A 20,390-nucleotide genomic window follows, 5' to 3' on the forward strand; every position below is an offset into this window, starting at 1 on the left:
TGCTAACTTTCATTACCAATATCAAGGATATGTTAATTGATAGCGTCAAAATGGAAAATCCCTTCAAAATCCGCCTTGAATCACCAAATTTATTCCTACTTTTACGGGCCTTGCCGGGGCGGACTGTAAAACTGACAGCTTGACAGTTCACCTTTACAAGCACAATATTTGAGTAATCTGGATGCCGTCTATCCAACTGACGAAGCCCGCAGCCTTTGTGCCACAGGCTGATGACGCAGCAATTTATCAACTGATATACACTGCCTGGATGGGATCAGGTTACAATAAATAGAAATCGTAATTCGTAATTAAACATTTAACATGTTAGGTTTTTTATCAAAGCTATTTGGAGGGAATAAATCAGAAAGGGATATTAAATCCATCTCTCCGGTGGTGCAGCAGATTAACGAGGAGTACGAAAAACTGCAATCCCTTCCTATTGATGATCTGCGCCACAAAACGCAGGAATTCCGGGCACGTATCGCTGAACATCTTGCCTCTATTGATAAAGAAATAGCGGAAAAACAAGCCAGTGCAGATAGCGAAGAAGATGTAACCGCAAAAGATACCATTTACCAGGAAATAGATATTCTTAAAAAAGAGCGCGACAAACAACTGGAAATAGTGTTGAAAGAATTGCTGCCAAAAGCTTTTGCGGTAGTAAAAGAGACAGCCCGCCGCTTTACCAATAACGCTACGCTGACCGCCACTGCCACCAACCTGGACCGCCAGCTGGCTGTGAGAAAGGATTATGTGACCATTGAAGGTGATAAGGCTATCTGGAAAAACACCTGGAATGCAGCCGGCAGCACTGTTACCTGGAATATGGTGCATTATGATGTACAGCTGATTGGCGGTACCGTACTGCACCAGGGTAAAATTGCGGAAATGGCTACGGGTGAAGGTAAAACCCTGGTATCTACCCTTCCCGCTTATCTTAACGCATTGGCAGGACAAGGTGTGCACATCGTAACCGTGAACGATTATCTGGCGCGTCGTGACTCTGAATGGAACGGGCCCCTTTTTGAATTCCTCGATATTACAGTAGACTGTATCGACAAACACCAACCCAATACACCGGACCGCCGCAACGCTTACCTGGCCGATATTACCTATGGTACCAATAATGAATTCGGGTTTGACTACCTCCGTGATAACATGGTGCACAACCCGGATGAAATGGTACAACGTAAACACCATTACGCCATGGTGGATGAGGTGGATAGCGTACTGGTGGATGATGCCCGTACCCCGCTGATCATTTCCGGCCCTATCCCCCGCGGTGAAGAGCAGGAATTCCACGCATTAAAACCACGTATCGAATACCTGGTGGAAATGCAAAAGAAAGCCGTCAATCAATACCTGCAGGAAGCAAAGAAACTGATTGCGGAAGGTAAAGATGATCCGAAAACCGGCGGTCTGGCCCTGATGCGCGCCTGGAGAGGTTTACCAAAGAGCAGCGCGCTGATCAAGTTCCTCAGCGAGCCTGGTAACAGGGTGTTATTGCAAAAAGCAGAAAACTATTACCTGGCAGATCAGCAACGTGAAATGCCTAAAGTAGATGAAGGCCTGTTCTTCTCTATTGAAGAAAAACAAAATAGTGTAGATCTTACAGATAAAGGTATTCACCTGATCACCCAGGGCGGTGAAGATGCTAACTTCTTTATCCTCCCGGATGTGGGATCTGAGCTGGCAGAAATTGAAAAGCTGTCATTGTCGCCTGAAGAAAAACTGCAACGTAAAGATGCACTGTTGCAGGATTTTGCCGCTAAATCAGACCGTATCCATTCCGTTCAGCAGTTGCTGAAAGCCTATACTTTATTTGATAAAGATGTAGAGTACGTGGTAATGGATGGTAAAGTGAAGATCGTGGATGAGCAAACCGGCCGTATCCTTGATGGACGCCGTTACTCTGATGGTTTGCACCAGGCGATTGAAGCAAAGGAAAATGTAAAAGTGGAAGCTGCTACCCAAACATTTGCCACCATCACCCTGCAGAACTTCTTCCGTATGTATCATAAGCTGGCTGGTATGACCGGTACAGCGTCTACCGAAGCAGGTGAATTCTGGGAAATCTATAAGCTGGATGTGGTAACCATTCCTACCAACCTGCCCATTGCCCGTAAAGATGCAGAGGACCTGGTATACAAAACAAAAAGAGATAAATACAAGGCAGTTATTGAAGAGATAAAGCAGCTGCAGGCAAAAGGCCGCCCTGTGCTGGTAGGTACTACCTCCGTGGAAGTATCTGAGTTGCTGAGCAAAATGCTGACCTTCGAAAAAGTGCCGCATAATGTACTGAATGCGAAGCAGCATGCCCGTGAAGCACAGATTGTGGCGGAAGCAGGTTTGCCGGGAGCAGTGACCATTGCCACCAACATGGCGGGTCGTGGTACGGATATCAAGCTCGGGCCCGGTGTGAAAGAAGCCGGTGGTCTGGCCATTATCGGTACGGAAAGGCATGAAAGCCGCCGTGTCGACCGCCAGCTGCGTGGTCGTGCCGGTCGCCAGGGAGATCCGGGAACTTCCCAGTTCTTCGTTTCCCTGGAAGATGACCTGATGCGTATGTTCGGCTCAGAACGTATTGCCGGCCTTATGGACCGTATGGGTTATAAAGAAGGAGAAGTGATCCAGCACAGCATGATCACCCGCTCCATTGAAAGGGCGCAGAAGAAAGTAGAAGAGAATAACTTCGGTATCCGTAAGCGTTTGCTGGAGTATGATGATGTGATGAATAAACAGCGTACAGTGATCTACGCAAAACGTAATCACGCCCTGTTTGGCGAGCGCCTGGCAATAGATATCGACAATGCCTTCTATGATGTGGCGGAAAACATGGTGTCTACCCACAAAGCCAGCGGAGATTATGAAGCCTTCAAGATGGATGCTATCATGAACTTCTCTATTGATACACAAATCACCAGTGAAGAACTGGCGAAGACAGATATTCCGAATCTGGCCAATAAGCTGTATTACGAAGGGAAAGATAATTATACACGTAAGGTAAATGACCTGATCAGCAATACATTGCCGGTAATTGAACGCATCTACCAGGAACAGGGGCACCAGATCGAAAATATCTCTATACCATTTACCGATGGTAAAAAAGGTATTAATGTATTGGCTAACCTGCAGAAGGTAGTGGAAACAAAGGGACATGAAACCATGAATGCCCTGGAACGCAGCATTACCCTGGCTTTGATCGATGAATCCTGGAAAGAGCACCTGCGTGCAATGGACGATCTGAAACAATCTGTACAGAGCGCAGTATACGAACAGAAAGATCCGTTGCTGATCTATAAGTTCGAGGCATTCAACCTGTTTAAGGATATGGACCGCGAAACCAGCCGTGATATCGTTTCCTTCCTGACCAAATGTGGTATCCCCGTAAGCAACCAGGAACAGGAAGCGGCACCGGAGATTCGTGAAGGCAGGGAACAGAAAACGGATATGAGCCGCATGCGCGCCTCCCACGAAGAACTGGCAGAAAACGGCAGTCACCAGAACAACGGACCTGAGCTTCAAACTGCTGAAGAGGTAAAAGCAGAGCCCATCCGCCACCAGGGACCGCAAATAGGCCGTAACGACCTTTGCCCCTGTGGTAGTGGTAAAAAGTATAAACAATGCCACGGTAAGAATGCGTAAGCATATCTGCCAGGAAAATGATAAGGAACGGATTACGGCAACGTAATCCGTTTTGCATTAATTTCGCCTTGTAATCAAGCAAATGAATGATGGAGATTAACCGTTATATAGATCATACCGTATTGAAGCCTACTACCACGCTGGAAGATGTTAAGCAGCTTTGTATGCAGTGCGTGGAATACGATTTTGCTGCGGCTTGTGTGCCTCCTTTATACGTGAAGCTGGCGAAACAATTCCTGGGAGCTACCAATACCAAAATTGCCACTGTTATCGGTTTCCCGTTCGGATATTCCGCCATTGAAGCCAAAGTTGCGGAAACGGTGCTGGCCATTGTGGATGGCGCCGATGAACTGGATGTGGTGATCAACATCTCGGCGGTGAAGAATAAAGACTGGGAATTCCTCGAAAAAGAGATTGCCAATATCATGTACCTGGTAAGGGAGAAGCAGAAAGTGATCAAGATCATCATTGAAAGTGGCATATTATTGGAAGAGGAAATTGTGCAGTGTTGCCAGCTGTATGCGAAGTATGGCGTGGATTTCATGAAAACGTCTACCGGGTATGCTGAAAGAGGAGCCACTGTAGAAGCCGTAAAACTGATGAGAGCTAATTTGCCGGCTAACATACAAATAAAAGCTTCGGGCGGTATTCGTACCTTTGCCTTAGCGAAAGAACTGATAGCGGCCGGTGCAACCCGGATCGGGGCCAGTGCCAGTGTAAGCATTGTAAAGGAAAGCAAAGAAGCGCAATGATAATTGTTCATACTTAATTATACGTATTCATGCAAAAGTTATTCATCCTGGTGTGTTGTCTGTTGGGGAGTGGAGTGGCCATGGCGCAGGACAATACAATCGCCTCCAATGGAAATGTAAGAGTGGTGAAAGATAGTCGTGTGGATGTGCTGATTAAGAAACAGATCTACATTAACACCCTGGCTATCCGCAACCAGTCCGGTTTCCGGGTACAGGTCATTTCTACCAACAAACGTGGTGATGCCAATGAAGCAAAAGCCAAAGTGATGCAGCTTTTTGGCGATTACCGTACTTATCTCGATTACCAGGCCCCCTATTTTAAAGTGCGCGTAGGCGATTTTAAAACCCGTGAGGAAGCAGCTGAATTACGGGACAAATTATCCGACCTGTTCGCAGGCGGTGTATTTGTAGTACCTGCCATTATTAACGTGTCACTGGATAAAGAACTATCGAATGAAGAACCGTATTAAAGAGCTGGCGAAAGCATATGCACCGGAGTTTACCGCTATAAGAAGACACCTGCATTCCCACCCGGAACTATCGTTCCAGGAATTTGAAACCACTGCTTTTATCCAGCAGCAGCTTACTGCTTTTGGTGTTCCTTTTAAAGCAGGTATTGCCGGAACGGGGATCATAGCCTTAATCGAAGGTAAGAACCCTTCCTCCAAAACCATTGCGCTGCGTGCAGATATAGATGCGCTGCCCATCACAGAGGCCAACGATGTGCCTTATAAATCTACCAATGTTGGCGTAATGCATGCCTGCGGACATGATGTGCATACTTCCTGTGTACTGGGCGCTACTAAAATATTAAATGAATTAAAAGACGGGTTTGAAGGTACTATCAAGGTATTGTTTCAGCCGGGTGAAGAAAAGCATCCCGGTGGCGCCAGCATCATGATTGAAGAAGGCGCCCTTGAAAATCCCCGCCCCGACGCTATCCTGGGATTGCATGTGCATCCTTCCATGGAAGTTGGCAAGCTTGGGTTTCATGCCGGTAAATACATGGCCAGCGCCGACGAAATTTATATTACGATTAAAGGTAAAGGCGGTCATGCTGCGCAGCCGCATCTTACGGTAGATACCATCCTGGTAGCGTCTCAACTGGTGGTAAGTCTGCAGCAGATCATCTCCCGTAATAACAATCCTTTCTCTCCTTCTGTATTATCCATCTGTGCTTTCAATGGCGGGTTCACCACCAATGTGATTCCCAGTGAAGTGAAGCTGATGGGCACTTTCAGGGCAATGGATGAAACCTGGCGTTTCAGGGCGCATGAGCTGATACGTAAACAGGCAACAGGCATTGCGGAAGCAATGGGCGCTGAAATTGATATCGAGATATTAGTGGGCTATCCTACTTTATATAATAATGAAGAAGTGACTGCTAAAGCCCGTGGCTTTGCTACGGACTACCTCGGTGAGGAAGCGGTAGGCGATACGGAAATCCGGATGGGCGCAGAGGATTTTGCTTTTTACTCACAGGTGGTGCCGGCATGTTTCTTCCGGTTAGGAACGGGTAATACAGCAAGAGGTATCACCTCCGGTGTGCATACACCTACCTTTGATGTAGATGAACAGGCGATAGAGATAGGCATGGGAACAATGGCTTACCTCGCAACCCAGCTTTAGAAAGATATAACAGCAACGTCCCGATGAAGATCGGGACGTTCATTTTTAACACAAAAACTTGTTATGAAGTTGTAAACCTGCTGGAAAACAGGTTTATGTATTGATAGAATTTATTGCTAAGATTTAATTAAATCGTTTCAGGCTTTTCAGCGACTTGCCCGTTATATTCAGGTTATCTAAACTATCCACACTGAAATCCCCCGCCTGGTATGGCGCGTAAAAGTATAAAGACCCGCGTTTACCCATTGTTACCTTCACAGAGTCCAGCACATTGTCATCAGTTACTTCCAGCGTATTGTTTTCTCCACCTGCAAAGGAGAAGCTATTGATTTTTGAATTATGCATGTATACGCGTGCGTTTCCGCCGGTGTTGATGCGCAGGCTGGGCGAATTAACCTCTGAAAGGTTAATGGCATACCTGGTTCTGTTGTCGATATAGCGGATAGCAGGACTGTATAACACCACATCGCGTGGTTGGCTGATCTCTATATAGAGGGTATCACCCAACAGATTGTAAGTGGCATTTTTGTAGAATTCGAGATGATATTCCAGCGATTCGCGGATATCAACAGTAGCTTCATGATCATCAGTTTTTGCCACCGTACTTTTTAGCACCAGCGCCTTAAATGCAGGAATGGTTACTTTGGCGTAATCCGGATCCTGTTTGGGTTGGTGATTGATAGTGTTTGTAATGCCTTTATTGTAATTGGCTTTTAGTATAGCGGCAGAAAGCAGCATGAATAATACCAGTATGCCTGAAAAGCCTAGGAATAGTTTATTGCTGGTTTTCATGTTAATTGAAATTTGATTTTTTGAATTTCTCAAAATGAGGTTTCAGTTCATCGAGATCAAGATCCAGCAGGTACATGCTGCGAAAGAAACTGGGCAATTCATTTCTTATAAAAGTTTCCTTTTTAAACTGCTTTATTTTCTTCACTGCATCTCCGCTGATAAAGTAACCGATCCCTCTTTTATTCTGGATGATTTCCTGCTGCTGTAATAGCTCGCAGGTGCGCATTACCGTATTGGGATTTACTTCCAGCGAAACCGCCAGTTCCCTTACAGAAGGAATGCGCTCTTCCGGCTGCCATTTGGTAAGCAATATCTGTTCGCAGATATAATCTGCGATCTGTATATATATTGCCTGTGTATCTTTGAATTCCATTTCGCTGAGTTTTTAAATTTCTTGATCCTTCAACCGGAAATAGGCAATGGTCCAGAGTACGGGCGCTATCACGAACTTTATCATGAACAGGTAAGTATCCTGCAGCCATTTCGGGATCAGGTACATGGTAGTGTGCCAGGCTATGGGGCCGCCTTCCAGTTTGCTTACCAGCAGGAAGGGCACTGATCTTTTCCAGAACTCATGGCCGAATCCGAAGATCAGTGTAACGATCACACAGTTAATCAGCCACAGCGCAAATGCAAATGCAAAAATGCACAACACTGTTTTGATAAAGCTGTACTTGTGGAAGTAGGTAGCGCCGAGCAGGAAGGCCGCCTGCAAAATAAGATATCCGTAATAGATGTATATTTTTTCTTTCGGATGGTCCAGGAAAAGATAGTCCTGTTCTATTTTTACTCCCAGCGCCGCCAGTTGTGTGCTTTCAATAATTTTGAAGCTGAGGTAACAGCTGATATGATAAAACACGAAGTAGCCGAGACCGCTGATGAGGAACAGGGTAACGAATTTTTCAAACTGCGAGGCTGGTAGCATCAGGAAGTCTACTCCTTTTTCCTTACTGCCCAGTTCACCAAAGGCCCTGCTGGTAAACAGTGCGCCGCCAAAGAAGAGACCGATGTAGTAAAAAGGCACCATGTGACTCAATACACGGAATGGATCGCGGCCTACCGTTATCATCAGTACTGAGATGCCCGTCATCAGCCCGAATATGGTAAGCATACCCATTCCGTAAAAGCGGTAATGATCGGTAAAATGTTTTTGCAGGTATAACTGCATGCGGCGAACATTAAATACGTTGTTTGGTTGCATGGGTAGATCAGTTGAATATTTCCTGGATAGGTTTATGATTGGTGAGCACTGCATTGAAGAGCAGTTCCATATCTATTTTACTTTGTTCATGGCCTGCGTTGCGGGTGATGATGGTATGCCCGCGTACGTTGCTGTCGGCGAAGAGCACACCGGTAGTTTCTTCTATCCGGCTTACGGTTTTAAAACTCAGTTTATCCGTTACCGTTTGTACATCTTCCCGGAAAATAATTTTGTGCCCGTCAATGATCACGATACTATCGATCAGGTTGTCGAGGTCGCGTACCTGGTGGGTGGAAATCACGATACATTTATCATCACTCACCGCGGCGGCAATCACCTTGCGGAACTGGCTTTTGGAAGGAATGTCGAGCCCGTTGGTGGGTTCATCCATAATCAGGGCCTTGGTATTGGTAGCCAGGGCGAAACTGATCAGCACTTTCTTTTTTTGCCCGTACGACATTTCCGTTAACTGCTGATCCCCGGGGATTTCAAACTCCTTCAGATAGTTGTAGAACGCGGCTTCGTCGAAGTTGGGGTAAAAAGGGGCATAAGTGTTTACATATCTTTTCACGCTTACTTTAGGAAGATAGAATTCTTCCGGTACAAGGAATATCTCCCGCAGGAAGGCTGGTTGTCTTTTGGCAGACGGGTAGCCCAATACCTCGCAGGTGCCGCTGTCGGGGAACAGCAGGCCGGCTATTTGTTTAAGAAGTGTGGATTTGCCTGCTCCGTTTTTTCCAAGCAAACCATAGATATGTCCTGCTTCCAGCCGTAGCTGTAAATTTTCGAACAGGGGCTTGTTTTTCCGGTAACTGAATGTCAGGGATTGGATGTTAATCATATTCTGTGGTTTAGTGTACTACCTAACTAGTACACTATAAAGATAGGGGTATATTTTGAAATACAAAATAAATTTTAGCGGATTTTGTCTGACTCAGGATTTTGTCTTGGAACACTGATTACGCTGATTATACTGATTACTTTGATTTTGTTTTTTTAGTGGGATGATGGTAAGGGGAGATTTTAGCGGATTTTGTCTTGGAACACTGATTACGCTGATTATACTGATTACTTTGATTTATTTTTTAGTGGGATGGTAATAAGGGAGATATAAGCGGATATGCTTATTGGGTGAGCGTTTTGGAGGACGGAAGTTGTCTTGATATGGTGATGATATCGATTAGTTTTAATCTTAACGGAAGAAGGGAGATAAAAGCAATACCGCTTTTATCTCCCTTCTTATTATAAAAAATTCAAAAAATAAAAATCAAAGTAATCAGCGTAATCATCATAATCCTGAGTCAGACAAAATCCGCTTATATCACCAAGACAATTTCATCGCCGAAGGCGATAGGCGATCCTACAATTCAGGATACAGCGGGAACTGCTGCATAAACGCATTCACTTCACCTCTTACCTTGAGGATCAGCGCTTCGTTGTCGGCATCCATGAGGAGTGCATCGATCCAGTCAACGATCTGGCCCATATGGCTTTCGTTCAGGCCACGGGTAGTGATGGCAGGAACACCAACACGGATACCGGAAGTGATGAATGCGGATTTATCATCGAAAGGCACCATGTTTTTGTTAACGGTGATATCGGCTTTTACCAGTGTTTGTTCTGCTTTTTTACCGGAGATATTTTTGTTGCGGAGGTCAATCAGCATCAGGTGATTGTCTGTACCTCCGGAAATGATCTCATATCCTTTACCTACCAGGCTTTTGGCCATTGCCTGCGCATTCTTCAGGATCTGGTTGGCGTATACGGTATAGTCGTCCGACAGGATCTCGAAGAAAGATACGGCTTTAGCGGCAATCACGTGTTCCAGCGGGCCGCCCTGGATACCAGGGAATACGGCGGTATCGATGAGAGAGCTCATCAGGCGGGTTTCGCCTTTCGGTGTTTTCAGACCGAATGGGTTCTCAAAATCAGCGCCCATCATGATCATACCGCCACGAGGGCCACGGAGTGTTTTGTGGGTGGTAGTGGTTACGAAATGGCAGTGAGCAAACGGAGAGTTCAGCAATCCTTTGGCGATCAGGCCCGCAGGATGTGCTATATCAGCCAGTACAAAGGCGCCTACCTGGTCGGCTATCTCGCGGATACGTTTATAGTCCCAATCGCGGCTGTAAGCGGAAGCGCCGCAAACAATCAGTTTAGGTTTTTCGCGATTAGCTATTTCTTCCATTTTATCATATTCTACCAGGCCTGTTTCTTTGTTAACACCATAGAAATGAGGTTGGTAGAGCTTTCCGGAATAGTTTACAGAAGAACCGTGGGTAAGGTGACCGCCCATGCTCAGATCCAGTCCGAGGATTTTATCGCCTGGTTGCAGGATAGCCAGCATAACAGCTGCATTGGCCTGTGCGCCGGAGTGAGGTTGTACATTCACATAAGCGGCGCCAAATATTTGTTTTGCCCTGTCTATAGCCAGTTGTTCGCTCTGGTCCACAACTTCGCAGCCCGCATAATATCTTTTGCCAGGATACCCTTCGGCATATTTATTCGTCATCACATGTCCCATTGCCTGCATTACCTGTAAGCTGGTAAAGTTTTCAGATGCGATCAACTCGATGCCATGGCGCTGACGCTCCAATTCCTGGCCGATTAAATCAAATATTTGCTGGTCTCTTTGCATGTTGCCTTAAATTTGGTGCAAAAATAAATGAAAGCCAGATCAATTGCAAGCCAAAAGCCTTACGCTTTATGCTTTCCGCTTTTTATGTTAATTTCGCCGCATTCGAGCAGCAATAGCTAATCCTAACTACAACACTAAATGAAGGCAATAATACCAGTGGCAGGGGCAGGCACCAAGCTTCGTCCACATACATATACACAGCCTAAAGCATTAATACCTTTAGCCGGCAGGACCATTCTCAGTATCATCATTGATCAGCTGGTGGATGCGGGTATCACAGAATTCGTTTTTGTGGTAGGTTATCTCGGGGAGAAGATCCAGCACTATGTAGAAAAGAAGTACCCGCAGCTTACCTGTCACTTTGTACAGCAGAACAGTCGCGAAGGCACCGGGCATGCCTTATCACTTACCCGTGATGTGGTAGGAAATGATGAAGTATTGATCGTACTGGGAGATACCATCTGCGAATGCGATTTCAAAGAGGTGATCGCTTCTCCTTTTTCCATGCTGGGCCTGAAGAAAGTAGATGATCCCCGCAACTTCGGCGTAGCTGAACTGGATGAGCAGGGTAAAATTACCCGTGTAGTCGAAAAGCCACAGATCCCTAAATCGAACCTTGCACTGGTAGGGCTGTACAAGATCAAGGAAACGCAGCAGCTGTACGAATGCCTGCAAAGTAATATCGACAACAGGATCAAATCGCACGACGAGTTCCAGCTTACCGATGCATTGGAATGTATGATTGAGCACGGCGTACAGTTTAATGGCTTTAAGGTATCCAACTGGTTCGATTGCGGCCGGAAAGACACCCTGCTGGAAACAAACGCCATCCTGCTGAAGAAGTATAAACTGGCCAATAACCCGGTATTACCATATGAAAATACGATCATCATACCACCGGTAAGCATAGGGGAAGGCTGTAATATCAAAAACGCTATTATAGGCCCTAATGTGGCCATTGGCGATAATACGGTGATCAATTATTCTATTGTAAAAGACTCTATCATCGGTTCTTTCAGCAACCTGTATGAAGTAGTATTGAAATCCTCGCTGATAGGCAGCGATGCCAATATCCGCGGGTTGAGCCAGAGCCTGAACATAGGCGACAATACAGAAATAGACCTGGGATAATACCGGCGCATCAAGCTATAGTATATTCGCTTATGAACAACCGTATCACTTCCTTATTCAATATTCAATACCCTGTGATCCAGGCTGGTATGATCTGGGCAAGCGGATGGCGTTTAGCCAGTGCTGTTAGTAATGCCGGTGGACTGGGCCTTATTGGCGCAGGAAGCATGTACCCGGCTGTGCTGCGTGAGCATATTCAGAAATGCAAACAGGCCACTGGTAAACCTTTTGGCGTGAATGTGCCATTGCTGTATCCTGATATCGACCAGCTGATAAATATTATCCTGGAAGAAGGGGTGCAAATTGTATTCACTTCTGCCGGCAATCCTAAAACATGGACGCCGGTATTGAAAGCAGCCGGCATCAAGGTAGTGCACGTAGTATCCAGTGCAGCTTTTGCATTAAAGAGCGAGGCGGCCGGCGTAGATGCAGTAGTAGCAGAAGGGTTTGAAGCCGGCGGCCATAACGGCCGTGAAGAAACCACTACCATGGTATTGATCCCTGCTGTATGTGAACAGGTAAAGATACCGGTTATTGCCGCCGGTGGCATAGGCTCCGGGAAAGCAATGGCAGCCGCCTTTGCACTGGGAGCCTCGGGGGTACAGGTAGGCAGCCGTTTTGTAGCAACGCCCGAAGCATCTTCCCATATAAATTTTAAACAGGCAGTGGTAAATGCCAAAGAGGGCGATACTATGTTAAGCCTGAAGAAACTGGCCCCGGTGCGACTTATCAAAAATAACTTTTACCAGGCGGTACAACAGGCGGAAGACAGCGGCGCCGATGCCAATGCGCTGAAAACCCTGCTGGGAAGGGCCCGCGCCAAATCCGGCATGTTCGAGGGTAACCTTGAAGAAGGAGAACTGGAAATAGGACAGGTAAGCGCGCTGATACATGACATCAAACCTGCAGCCGTTATACTGGAAGAAATATGGACAGAGTTCAGGGATACTATCCGCCGGCTGAACAGCCCTGATAGCTGAATAGTTACCGGAACAAATGCCCCGGTAACCATCTGCAAAAAATTATTGTTTTCTCACCACCCACTTCATGGCTTCTTTCAGCGTGATCTTCTTTCCATACATCAGGATGCCTGTACGGTAGATCCGGCCGGCCATCCAGGTGGTCAGCAAAAAGCCGCCGATCAAACAAACAAATGATAATCCCAGTTGCCAGTAAGGCACGGTGCCCGGAACACCATAGGGCAGGCGGGCCATCATCACCATGGGCGAAGTGAAAGGGATAATGCTGCCCCACACAGCCAGCGGGCTGCCGGGATCCTGTACTGCCTTCATCATGATCATAATGCCAATGATAATAGGCACAGTTACCGGGATAGTGAGCTGCTGCACATCGGAGGCATCCTCATTTACCAGGCTGCCAATGGCGGCGTATAAGGCGGAGTAAAAAAGATACCCCCCCAGGAAGTATAACACAAAGCAAGGTACCAGCAGGGCCCAGTTGATGCTGCCTACCACATCCCTCATGCGATGGATCATTTCAGCGGTTTGGGCAGAGTTGCCCTGGGTAGCAGCTGCCTGCATGCTTTCCGGCGAGAAGAACAGCGGTATTAATGAATAGATGGCTGTAACGAGCACTCCCCATATAAAGAACTGCAGGAGGCCTACCGCAGCTATGCCGGTAATTTTTCCCATCATCAGCTGGAAAGGTTTTACGCTGGAGATCATTACTTCTGCAATACGGCTCACCTTTTCTTCCATCACGCCTCTCATAACAGAAGTGCCAAACAGCAGGAGCACAAAATAGATGATGAACCCACTGGCATAACCTACGCCATAGGCCACCCAGGAGCTGCCCTTCTTTTCATCCTTCCCGTTTTTAAACGTCACTTCCACATCCGACCTGATTTCGTCCATTTTTGACTGATCAATGCCCTGCAGTTCCATGCGTTTCTTTTCAATGATACTGTTGATGTCCTTGTTGATACTGTTTTCGATAGTGATGCTTGCCTGGCCGCTGCTGTAAAATTCAAATCCTGATGGCCTGTTGATATCGAAATCGGGGATATACAGGACTCCTTCATATCCAAGCTCGCTGTAATGCAGCTTGAGACTGTCAACAGGCAGGTTTTGCACATATTTAAAATACACGCCTTTGGAATCGGGGAATTTATTTTCAAACAGCCCGCTTTTATCCACCACGGCAATGAGCTTGTGCTCACTGGAGGATGTTGCCAGCAGGATGGGCACAATGATCATGGCAGCGAAGGCCAGCGGTACCAGTAAGGTGGTGATGAGGAATGATTTTTTGCGCACGCGGGTAAAAAATTCCCTTTTTATAATGAGCCAGATTTTCTCCATAAGTAGCAGGTTAATCAGGCCAGCGGCAAAGTAGCAACAGGTGTGTTGCTGTTTTCAGTTTGCTGTACCTGGGTGATGAATACTTCGTTGATAGAAGGCAGTATTTCCTCAAAATAAGTAACAGGAATGTCCTGGCGGATGAAATGCAGCAGGATATCGTTAGTGTTGCTGTCTTCATTCATTTTCACGGTAAACGCTTTATCATGTGTTTGCACAATGTTAAAGTGATAAGTAGCCATTTGTGCAGGGTTAGGCATAGTGCTAAGTCCTATTTTGAAGAGTCCTTGTTTAAAGTCCTGCTGGATTTGCTTTACGCTGCCATCGAGGATTTTATGGCCTTTGTTGATCAGCATGATATGATCGCAGATCTCTTCCACCTGTTCCATACGGTGGGTAGAAAAGATGATGGTGGTACCTTGCTGACTGAGGTTGAATATTTCCTGTTTGATGAGATTGGAGTTGATGGGATCCAGGCCGGAGAAGGGTTCATCAAGGATCAGCAGTTTGGGCTGGTGCAGGATGGTGGAGATGAACTGTACCTTCTGTTGCATACCTTTACTGAGTTCATCCACACGTTTGTTGTACCAGGAATTGATGTCGAATTTATCGAACCAGTATTTGATCTTCTGAACAGCGTCTTTCCGGCTAAGTCCTTTGAGCTGGGCGAGGTAGAGCGTTTGTTCGCCTACCATCATTTTTTTATAGAGCCCTCTTTCTTCCGGCATATACCCGATGTGTTGCACATCATTTTCCGGGTCAAATTTTTGTCCGTTGAAAAGGATCTGGCCTTCATCGGGGTAGAAGATGCCGGTGATCATACGCAGCAGGGTTGTTTTACCGGCGCCATTGGGGCCCAGTAAGCCGAAGATGCTGCCCTGTTGTATTTCAAAGCTTACATCATCCACTGCTATATGGGTTTCATATTGTTTTTTCAGGTGTTTAACTTCCAGTAGATTCATGATGAAAAATTAATGATTAATCCCCAATAAATAATCATAATATCTCTAGGATAACCTGGCGGCGATGATAGCGGCTACACGTTCTCCGTCCATGGCGGCAGATACAATCCCGCCTGCATACCCGGCGCCTTCCGCACAGGGATAAAGGCCGGCCACCTGCGGGTGTTCCAGCGTATCATTGTTGCGTGGAATGCGCACCGGTGAAGAGGTGCGGGACTCTGTGGCTACCAGCACCGCGTTTTCAGTATAGTATCCTTTCATTTTGCGGCCAAATGCTTTAAAGGCGCCGGCGAGGCGCTGGTGCACCACTTTGGGTAATACGCTGCACAGATCAGCGCTGTTGAGTCCCGGCACATAGGAGCATTCAGGCAGGGAGGCAGATACTTTTTTATTGACGAAATCGGTCATACGTTGGGCCGGCGCAACGAAGTTGCCGCCGCCGGCATGATACGCCTGTTTTTCAACGACCTGCTGGAAGTACATGGCTGCAAGCGGGCCGTGATGGGCAAATGGTGCGAAATCGGATTCATCTACTGTGACTACCATACCTGAATTGGCGAAGGGGTTGTTGCGTTTGGAGGGCGACCAGCCATTCACCACCAGTTCGCCAGGATCTGTAGCTGCGGGGGCGATGATGCCACCGGGGCACATACAGAAGGAGAATACGCCGCGGCCTTCCACCTGTTCCACGAGGCTGTAGCTGGCAGGCGGGAGGTATTCGCCGCGCACGCTGCAATGGTATTGTGCGCTGTCGATCAGCTCCTGCGGATGTTCTACGCGTACGCCGAGTGCAAAAGGTTTGGCTTCCAGCAAAATATTTTGCTGGTGGAGCATGATAAATATATCGCGGGCCGAGTGGCCTGTGGCGAGAATGAGTTGTTTGCCTTCAAATATTTGTCCTGTAGCGGTTTGTACGCCGGTGACCGCGCCATTGCTGATTTGTATGGCGCTTACTTTTTGTTCAAAGTGCACTTCCCCGCCGCTGTTGATGATCTGTTCACGCATAGCGGTGATGATATGCGGGAGTTTGTTGGTACCGATATGCGGGTGTGCATCGATCATGATTTTATCTTCTGCACCGAAGTGGACGAATATATTGAGGATGCGGTTTATATCGCCGCGTTTATTGGAGCGGGTGTATAGTTTGCCATCGGAATAGGTACCGGCGCCGCCTTCGCCGAAGCAGTAGTTGGAGTCGGGATTTACGATCCCTGTTTTATTAAGGGCGGCAAGGTCGCGGCGTCTTGCGCGCACATCTTTACCGCGTTCCAGTATAACGGGTTTTATGCCTGCTTCTATAAGCCGCAGCGCTGCGAAGAGGCCGGCGGGGCCTGCCCCTGCAATAAGCACCTGTGGGGCATTGGCGGGCAGGGAAGGATATACCGGATGGGCATGTTGTCTTTCTTCAAATGGCTCATTCACAAACACCTGTATAGTAAGCACAAAGAACACCTGTTTTGAACGCGCGTCTATAGAGCGTTTCAGGAGGTTAAACCCTGTGATGCTGGTTGTTTTTATGCTGAGTGCAGCAGCAGCGTGCTGGATAATGCGGGTATGGGAAGCGGCATCGGCCGGCAGTAATTTGAGAGATATTTGCTGTATCATATTAGCGGTTAGGTGTTTATCCTAAAACTGCAGCAAAGATAAGCAATAGCGGGTAATGTATAAAAATGAGTAAAGCGAAGACACAAGGGATTTTATCCGCTTACGTCTTCGCTTCAACAGCTTTTATGCTTTCAGCTTAGAAAGGCAGGTCGTCGCCACCATCTCCGCCGCTGGCCGGCATCTGAGGAGTATTGTAGTTAGGCATTGGATCTGCGCCCGGAGCAGGTGCTGCCATAACAGATTCCATACGCCATGCATCCAGGTTGGTGATATAATTCACTTTACCATCTTTTTCCCATCTGGTGCCTTTGATATTGAAATAAACTTTAACGTTTTCGCCCTCATTGAACCGGTCTACAATACCAGTGCGGTCTTGCACCGACTGAAACTTTATATAGTTGTTGATAACACGGCCATTGATGTCGTCAGACTTCTCAATAACGAACTCTCTTGTTTTAAAAGTTTCGCTACGTTGCACCGTGTTGTACTTCACAATCAGCTTTCCGGTAATTTCAAAACTCATAGAAAAATTATTTTAAATTCAGAAGGGTCAAAGATAAGGTTTTCGACTTAGTGCAGACAAATATTTTTTATTAATCCGGTGCGCGCGGATATAAATAAATACTTTCATAATTACTATCCCTTAATTCATTTTTTTAAATGGAGATACTAACATAGTTTTGCACCCTCTCCCGAAAAAGTGTGAATATCTCAGGCTTTATCAGTGAACGTTTTTTGATGAGAGAAAGGATACAATATTATTTTATCAATTATATATCCATATTTATGATAAAAAGGAGAATGGAAAAGATAAATGTGCTGTTAATCAATGGGGTTCATAGTAATGAAAACCTTGTCACGTGTGGGCTGTAAAGCCACAGCAGTAGTGAAAAAAGGGGTTTTGGTACTCTGTAATCAGGACAATATAAACAAGGGTAGATAAATTTTTTTTTTCAACATTTTCTACAGATATTCGTCGTCCTGTCTGAAAATTTTTCAACATCCTGCGTTGGGGAATTTCGAATTCGAGAACTAAGCATCCTTAATTAAGAAACAACTAATTTTTTTTATCTCAATGAATAAAACTTGCGAACAAGTTTGGGAAAAGTGTCTTAATATAATTAGGGATATAGTAGAATGGCAGCCGTTTAAGACATGGTTTGAACCTATTAAACCCATTAAACTTGAAAACAATGTTTTAACCATCCAGGTCCCCAGCCAATTCTTTTATGAATACCTTGAGGAGCACTATGTGGGATTGTTAGGAAAAACCATCAAGAGAGAATTAGGTAAAGAGGCCCGGTTGGAGTATCGCATTGTAGTAGAGAACGGTACGCCACATCAGCATCCCAGAACAGTAAACATGCCCACGCAGTTTACCAAACCTCAGAAAGACAATGAAGTAGATTTTCCTTTAACGATCCATAACCCGGTAAAGAACCCCTTTGTTATCCCGGGCATCAAAAGGGTACAAATTGACTCGCAGCTCAATCCAAATTATACGTTTGACGCGTATGTAGAGGGGGACAGTAACCGTGTGGCAAGACGCGCAGGCAAAACAGTGGCTGAAAAGCCCGGTGGTACCTCGTTTAACCCATTGGTAATATATGGTGGAGTGGGTTTGGGGAAAACGCATCTTGCGCAGGCAGTAGGCAATGATGTGAAACGTATACACCCTAATAAAGCGGTGTTATATGTAAGTGCAGAGAAATTCATCAACCAGTTTATTGATCATTCCAAGAATAATATCATCAACGACTTTATCCACTTTTACCAGTTGATAGATGTGTTGATTGTAGATGACATCCAGTTCTTTGCACGCGCGGAGAAAACACAGGATGCCTTCTTTGCTATCTTTAACCACCTGCACCAGTCGGGCAAGCAACTTATCTTAACATCGGATAAGGCGCCTAAAGACCTGGACGGAGTGCAGGAAAGGCTGCTGAGCCGTTTCCGCTGGGGGCTCAGCGCAGATATCCAGATCCCCGACTTTGAAACCCGGATGGAAATCCTGGAAATGAAGATGCGGAACGACGGACTGGAAATGCCGAAAGAAGTAGTGAAATATGTGGCCTATAATATCCAGACCAATGTACGTGAACTGGAAGGCGCATTGATCTCACTGCTGGCGCAATCGTCGCTGAACCGTAAGGAAATAGACCTGGAGCTGGCGAAGCGCGTATTGAAATCTTTCGTAAAAACATCTTCCAAAGAAATTACGATCGAGAGTATACAAAAAATGGTATGCGAATATTTTGATGTGCCTTATGACAAGCTGTTACAGAAAACACGTAAGCGTGAAATTGTGCAGGCCCGGCAAATCACCATGTATCTCGCCAAATCATTTACTAAAAACTCCCTGAAAACAATCGGTGAACATTTCGGTGGACGGGATCATACTACCGTTATCCACAGCTGCCAGACAGTAAAAGACCTGATGGATACAGACAATAATTTCCGCGACAGTGTAATCGAATTACAACAGAAAGTACAACTGGCGGCTATGTAAGCCGGCCTTAGCCCCTCATAACCTAATTTAAAAGCCGTGCTGCATCAGCACGGCTTTTTTACGCCAAGCCTTTACCGGTATTGATTTCTGGCACTTTTATAACGTTTTTTTTATAAAAATATGATTTTGCTTTTGGAGAATATAAAACTTTTCCTATTTTTGCAACCCCTTCAGGGAAATACGGAGAGATGCCTGAGTGGCCGAAAGGAACGGTTTGCTAAACCGTCGTACGGGTTAAACTGTACCGAGGGTTCGAATCCCTCTCTCTCCGCTGTGAGGGATAACTGAAAAGTTATCCCTTTTTTTTTCGTAGATCAGCACATTTTTCTCTTTCATTATCAAGCAGTTATGGGTAAATATCTCCATCATTGTAGGTGTTCGATAGACACCATTTTGGTAGTAAAGATTGCTGTCGAACACCAACTTTATTAACTCTCTTTTTTCAAGTACCTCCATTTTTTCATAAACAAATTTCATGTCGCTGAACATGTCAATGTTTTTATTCAGAATGGTATAAACGGTATCAGTGTTTCTATTATACATCTCTATTTTACTTTCCATGACCGCTATCTTTTCCTTGTAAAAGGAGTAAAAACGTTCATAAGTGTCATGGGTGACCTGATTTTTAATCCACTTTTCTTCCAGGTTGAATAGATCCAGTTGACACTGATCCAATTCCTGTTTTAGGACAACAGATTTTGCAGCATTCTTTTTAGCTTCTTCCTGAATGACTTTTTCGCTGCCGGATTTAATAGCGATTACTTTAGATTTAGGTAGGCTCATTAACTCCCACGCTTCAAGCAATTGATTTTCGGATTTGATTGCACTAATGTTATTATGCTTACTGAACTTGCATTTATAATAATAAAACCACGCAGTTTTACCTTTGGAAGGCGCACCGGAGAGAGGTTGGCCGCAGTGACACTTTAATAAGCCCCTTAAAGGTAGGTTTGAATCTATTGATGTGCGGTTTTTTACCGGTTTACGCATTTTACTTTGAACAGCATACCAAATATCAGCTTTTATTATTTTTTCATTAAAGGTTGGAAACAAACCTCCTGGATGTTCTTTGAATGGCTTTGCATATTGTAAACCTATATAAATTGGGTTGGCAAGAATCCTTTCAACCGCCATATTTCCTTTTCTTAGATACCCAAGTTCCCTTGCTCTTTCTTTGATCACATTTAAAGGCACATCACGCAGGTATAGAT

17 protein-coding genes and 1 tRNA gene are annotated in these 20,390 nt (G+C 45.7%); 8 read left to right on the plus strand and 10 right to left on the minus strand.

Going from position 1 to position 20,390, the window contains the following annotated elements; genetic code table 11:
- Positions 1-321: 321 nt before the first annotated feature.
- The 4 genes from secA to VIM72_RS11675 all read left to right on the plus strand — a co-directional run bounded on the left by secA (position 322) and on the right by VIM72_RS11675 (position 6,026).
- On the plus strand, positions 322-3,645 hold the full coding sequence (gene secA / locus VIM72_RS11660; protein WP_332003012.1) for a preprotein translocase subunit SecA: 3,324 nt from the start codon (positions 322-324) through the stop codon (positions 3,643-3,645).
- An 86-nt stretch (positions 3,646-3,731) separates the two neighbouring features.
- Positions 3,732-4,397: a deoxyribose-phosphate aldolase gene (gene deoC, locus VIM72_RS11665; RefSeq protein ID WP_332003013.1), complete on the plus strand. Its 666-nt coding sequence runs from the start codon at positions 3,732-3,734 to the stop codon at positions 4,395-4,397.
- Between the two features lie 29 nt (positions 4,398-4,426).
- Complete coding sequence (locus tag VIM72_RS11670) at positions 4,427-4,867, plus strand: SPOR domain-containing protein (protein WP_332003014.1); 441 nt, start codon at positions 4,427-4,429, stop codon at positions 4,865-4,867.
- On the plus strand, positions 4,851-6,026 hold the full coding sequence (locus VIM72_RS11675) for a M20 family metallopeptidase (protein ID WP_332003015.1): 1,176 nt from the start codon (positions 4,851-4,853) through the stop codon (positions 6,024-6,026). Before VIM72_RS11670 ends, VIM72_RS11675 begins: the two co-directional genes overlap by 17 nt.
- Before the next feature lie 123 nt (positions 6,027-6,149).
- Here the strand turns inward: VIM72_RS11675 and VIM72_RS11680 are convergent, their stop codons facing one another.
- From VIM72_RS11680 to glyA, 5 genes are all read right to left on the minus strand, one after another.
- On the minus strand, positions 6,150-6,818 hold the full coding sequence (locus VIM72_RS11680) for a hypothetical protein (RefSeq protein ID WP_332003016.1): 669 nt from the start codon (positions 6,816-6,818) through the stop codon (positions 6,150-6,152).
- A 1-nt stretch (position 6,819) separates the two neighbouring features.
- Positions 6,820-7,191, minus strand: coding sequence for a GntR family transcriptional regulator (locus VIM72_RS11685; RefSeq protein ID WP_325638174.1), 372 nt, complete (start codon positions 7,189-7,191; stop codon positions 6,820-6,822).
- Between the two features lie 12 nt (positions 7,192-7,203).
- Positions 7,204-8,019, minus strand: coding sequence for a hypothetical protein (locus VIM72_RS11690; RefSeq protein ID WP_332003017.1), 816 nt, complete (start codon positions 8,017-8,019; stop codon positions 7,204-7,206).
- Between the two features lie 7 nt (positions 8,020-8,026).
- Entirely contained in the window at positions 8,027-8,860 is an 834-nt protein-coding gene (locus VIM72_RS11695) for an ABC transporter ATP-binding protein (RefSeq protein WP_332003018.1), read from the minus strand.
- Positions 8,861-9,379: 519 nt separating this feature from the next.
- The gene (glyA, locus tag VIM72_RS11700) at positions 9,380-10,657 is read right to left on the minus strand and encodes a serine hydroxymethyltransferase (protein ID WP_332003019.1); all 1,278 of its coding nucleotides are present in this window, start codon (positions 10,655-10,657) and stop codon (positions 9,380-9,382) included.
- 138 nt (positions 10,658-10,795) lie between these two features.
- Here glyA and VIM72_RS11705 point away from each other — a divergent pair, with 138 nt between their 5' ends.
- On the plus strand, positions 10,796-11,788 hold the full coding sequence (locus tag VIM72_RS11705; RefSeq protein WP_332003020.1) for a sugar phosphate nucleotidyltransferase: 993 nt from the start codon (positions 10,796-10,798) through the stop codon (positions 11,786-11,788).
- 32 nt (positions 11,789-11,820) lie between these two features.
- Positions 11,821-12,768 (plus strand): NAD(P)H-dependent flavin oxidoreductase, encoded by a 948-nt coding sequence (locus VIM72_RS11710; RefSeq protein WP_332003021.1) that lies wholly within the window; start codon positions 11,821-11,823, stop codon positions 12,766-12,768.
- Positions 12,769-12,810: 42 nt separating this feature from the next.
- Here VIM72_RS11710 and VIM72_RS11715 read toward each other — a convergent pair whose 3' ends face one another.
- From VIM72_RS11715 to VIM72_RS11730, 4 genes are all read right to left on the minus strand, one after another.
- On the minus strand, positions 12,811-14,106 hold the full coding sequence (locus VIM72_RS11715) for an ABC transporter permease (RefSeq protein ID WP_332003022.1): 1,296 nt from the start codon (positions 14,104-14,106) through the stop codon (positions 12,811-12,813).
- Positions 14,107-14,120: 14 nt separating this feature from the next.
- On the minus strand, positions 14,121-15,065 hold the full coding sequence (locus VIM72_RS11720; protein WP_332003023.1) for an ABC transporter ATP-binding protein: 945 nt from the start codon (positions 15,063-15,065) through the stop codon (positions 14,121-14,123).
- Positions 15,066-15,110: 45 nt separating this feature from the next.
- Positions 15,111-16,670 (minus strand): NAD(P)/FAD-dependent oxidoreductase, encoded by a 1,560-nt coding sequence (locus VIM72_RS11725; protein WP_332003024.1) that lies wholly within the window; start codon positions 16,668-16,670, stop codon positions 15,111-15,113.
- Positions 16,671-16,806: 136 nt separating this feature from the next.
- A complete protein-coding gene (locus tag VIM72_RS11730) occupies positions 16,807-17,193 on the minus strand; it encodes a DUF3127 domain-containing protein (protein WP_142684009.1) in 387 nt (128 codons plus the stop codon).
- A 552-nt stretch (positions 17,194-17,745) separates the two neighbouring features.
- Between VIM72_RS11730 and dnaA the strand changes: the two genes are divergently transcribed.
- Both dnaA and VIM72_RS11740 read left to right on the plus strand, forming a co-directional pair.
- Positions 17,746-19,179 carry a chromosomal replication initiator protein DnaA gene (dnaA, locus tag VIM72_RS11735; protein ID WP_079469646.1) on the plus strand — a complete coding sequence of 478 codons (1,434 nt, stop codon included), beginning with the start codon at positions 17,746-17,748 and terminating at the stop codon, positions 19,177-19,179.
- Between the two features lie 182 nt (positions 19,180-19,361).
- Positions 19,362-19,450, plus strand: a tRNA-Ser gene (locus tag VIM72_RS11740).
- On the opposite strand, the gene VIM72_RS11745 is transcribed toward VIM72_RS11740, so the two are convergent.
- On the minus strand, positions 19,414-20,390 hold a 977-nt coding region (locus VIM72_RS11745), incomplete at its 5' end, for a recombinase family protein (protein ID WP_332003025.1). The two genes, VIM72_RS11740 and VIM72_RS11745, sit on opposite strands and share 37 nt — an antisense overlap.

Source organism: Chitinophaga sp. (genome assembly GCF_036569185.1).
Taxonomy (GTDB): Bacteria; Bacteroidota; Bacteroidia; order Chitinophagales; family Chitinophagaceae; genus Chitinophaga.

What these genes read in the sequence shown, in the direction of transcription:
- VIM72_RS11670 (WP_332003014.1), top strand. Translation starts at nt 4,427, where the DNA reads ATGCAAAAGTTATTCATCCTGGTGTGTTGTCTGTTGGGGAGTGGAGTG.
- VIM72_RS11680 (WP_332003016.1), bottom strand. Translation starts at nt 6,818, where the DNA reads ATGAAAACCAGCAATAAACTATTCCTAGGCTTTTCAGGCATACTGGTA.
- VIM72_RS11720 (WP_332003023.1), bottom strand. Translation starts at nt 15,065, where the DNA reads ATGAATCTACTGGAAGTTAAACACCTGAAAAAACAATATGAAACCCAT.
- dnaA (WP_079469646.1), top strand. Translation starts at nt 17,746, where the DNA reads ATGAATAAAACTTGCGAACAAGTTTGGGAAAAGTGTCTTAATATAATT.
- VIM72_RS11715 (WP_332003022.1), bottom strand. Translation starts at nt 14,106, where the DNA reads ATGGAGAAAATCTGGCTCATTATAAAAAGGGAATTTTTTACCCGCGTG.
- VIM72_RS11695 (WP_332003018.1), bottom strand. Translation starts at nt 8,860, where the DNA reads ATGATTAACATCCAATCCCTGACATTCAGTTACCGGAAAAACAAGCCC.
- deoC (WP_332003013.1), top strand. Translation starts at nt 3,732, where the DNA reads ATGATGGAGATTAACCGTTATATAGATCATACCGTATTGAAGCCTACT.
- VIM72_RS11685 (WP_325638174.1), bottom strand. Translation starts at nt 7,191, where the DNA reads ATGGAATTCAAAGATACACAGGCAATATATATACAGATCGCAGATTAT.
- VIM72_RS11675 (WP_332003015.1), top strand. Translation starts at nt 4,851, where the DNA reads ATGAAGAACCGTATTAAAGAGCTGGCGAAAGCATATGCACCGGAGTTT.
- secA (WP_332003012.1), top strand. Translation starts at nt 322, where the DNA reads ATGTTAGGTTTTTTATCAAAGCTATTTGGAGGGAATAAATCAGAAAGG.
- VIM72_RS11710 (WP_332003021.1), top strand. Translation starts at nt 11,821, where the DNA reads ATGAACAACCGTATCACTTCCTTATTCAATATTCAATACCCTGTGATC.
- VIM72_RS11730 (WP_142684009.1), bottom strand. Translation starts at nt 17,193, where the DNA reads ATGAGTTTTGAAATTACCGGAAAGCTGATTGTGAAGTACAACACGGTG.
- VIM72_RS11725 (WP_332003024.1), bottom strand. Translation starts at nt 16,670, where the DNA reads ATGATACAGCAAATATCTCTCAAATTACTGCCGGCCGATGCCGCTTCC.
- VIM72_RS11690 (WP_332003017.1), bottom strand. Translation starts at nt 8,019, where the DNA reads ATGCAACCAAACAACGTATTTAATGTTCGCCGCATGCAGTTATACCTG.
- glyA (WP_332003019.1), bottom strand. Translation starts at nt 10,657, where the DNA reads ATGCAAAGAGACCAGCAAATATTTGATTTAATCGGCCAGGAATTGGAG.
- VIM72_RS11705 (WP_332003020.1), top strand. Translation starts at nt 10,796, where the DNA reads ATGAAGGCAATAATACCAGTGGCAGGGGCAGGCACCAAGCTTCGTCCA.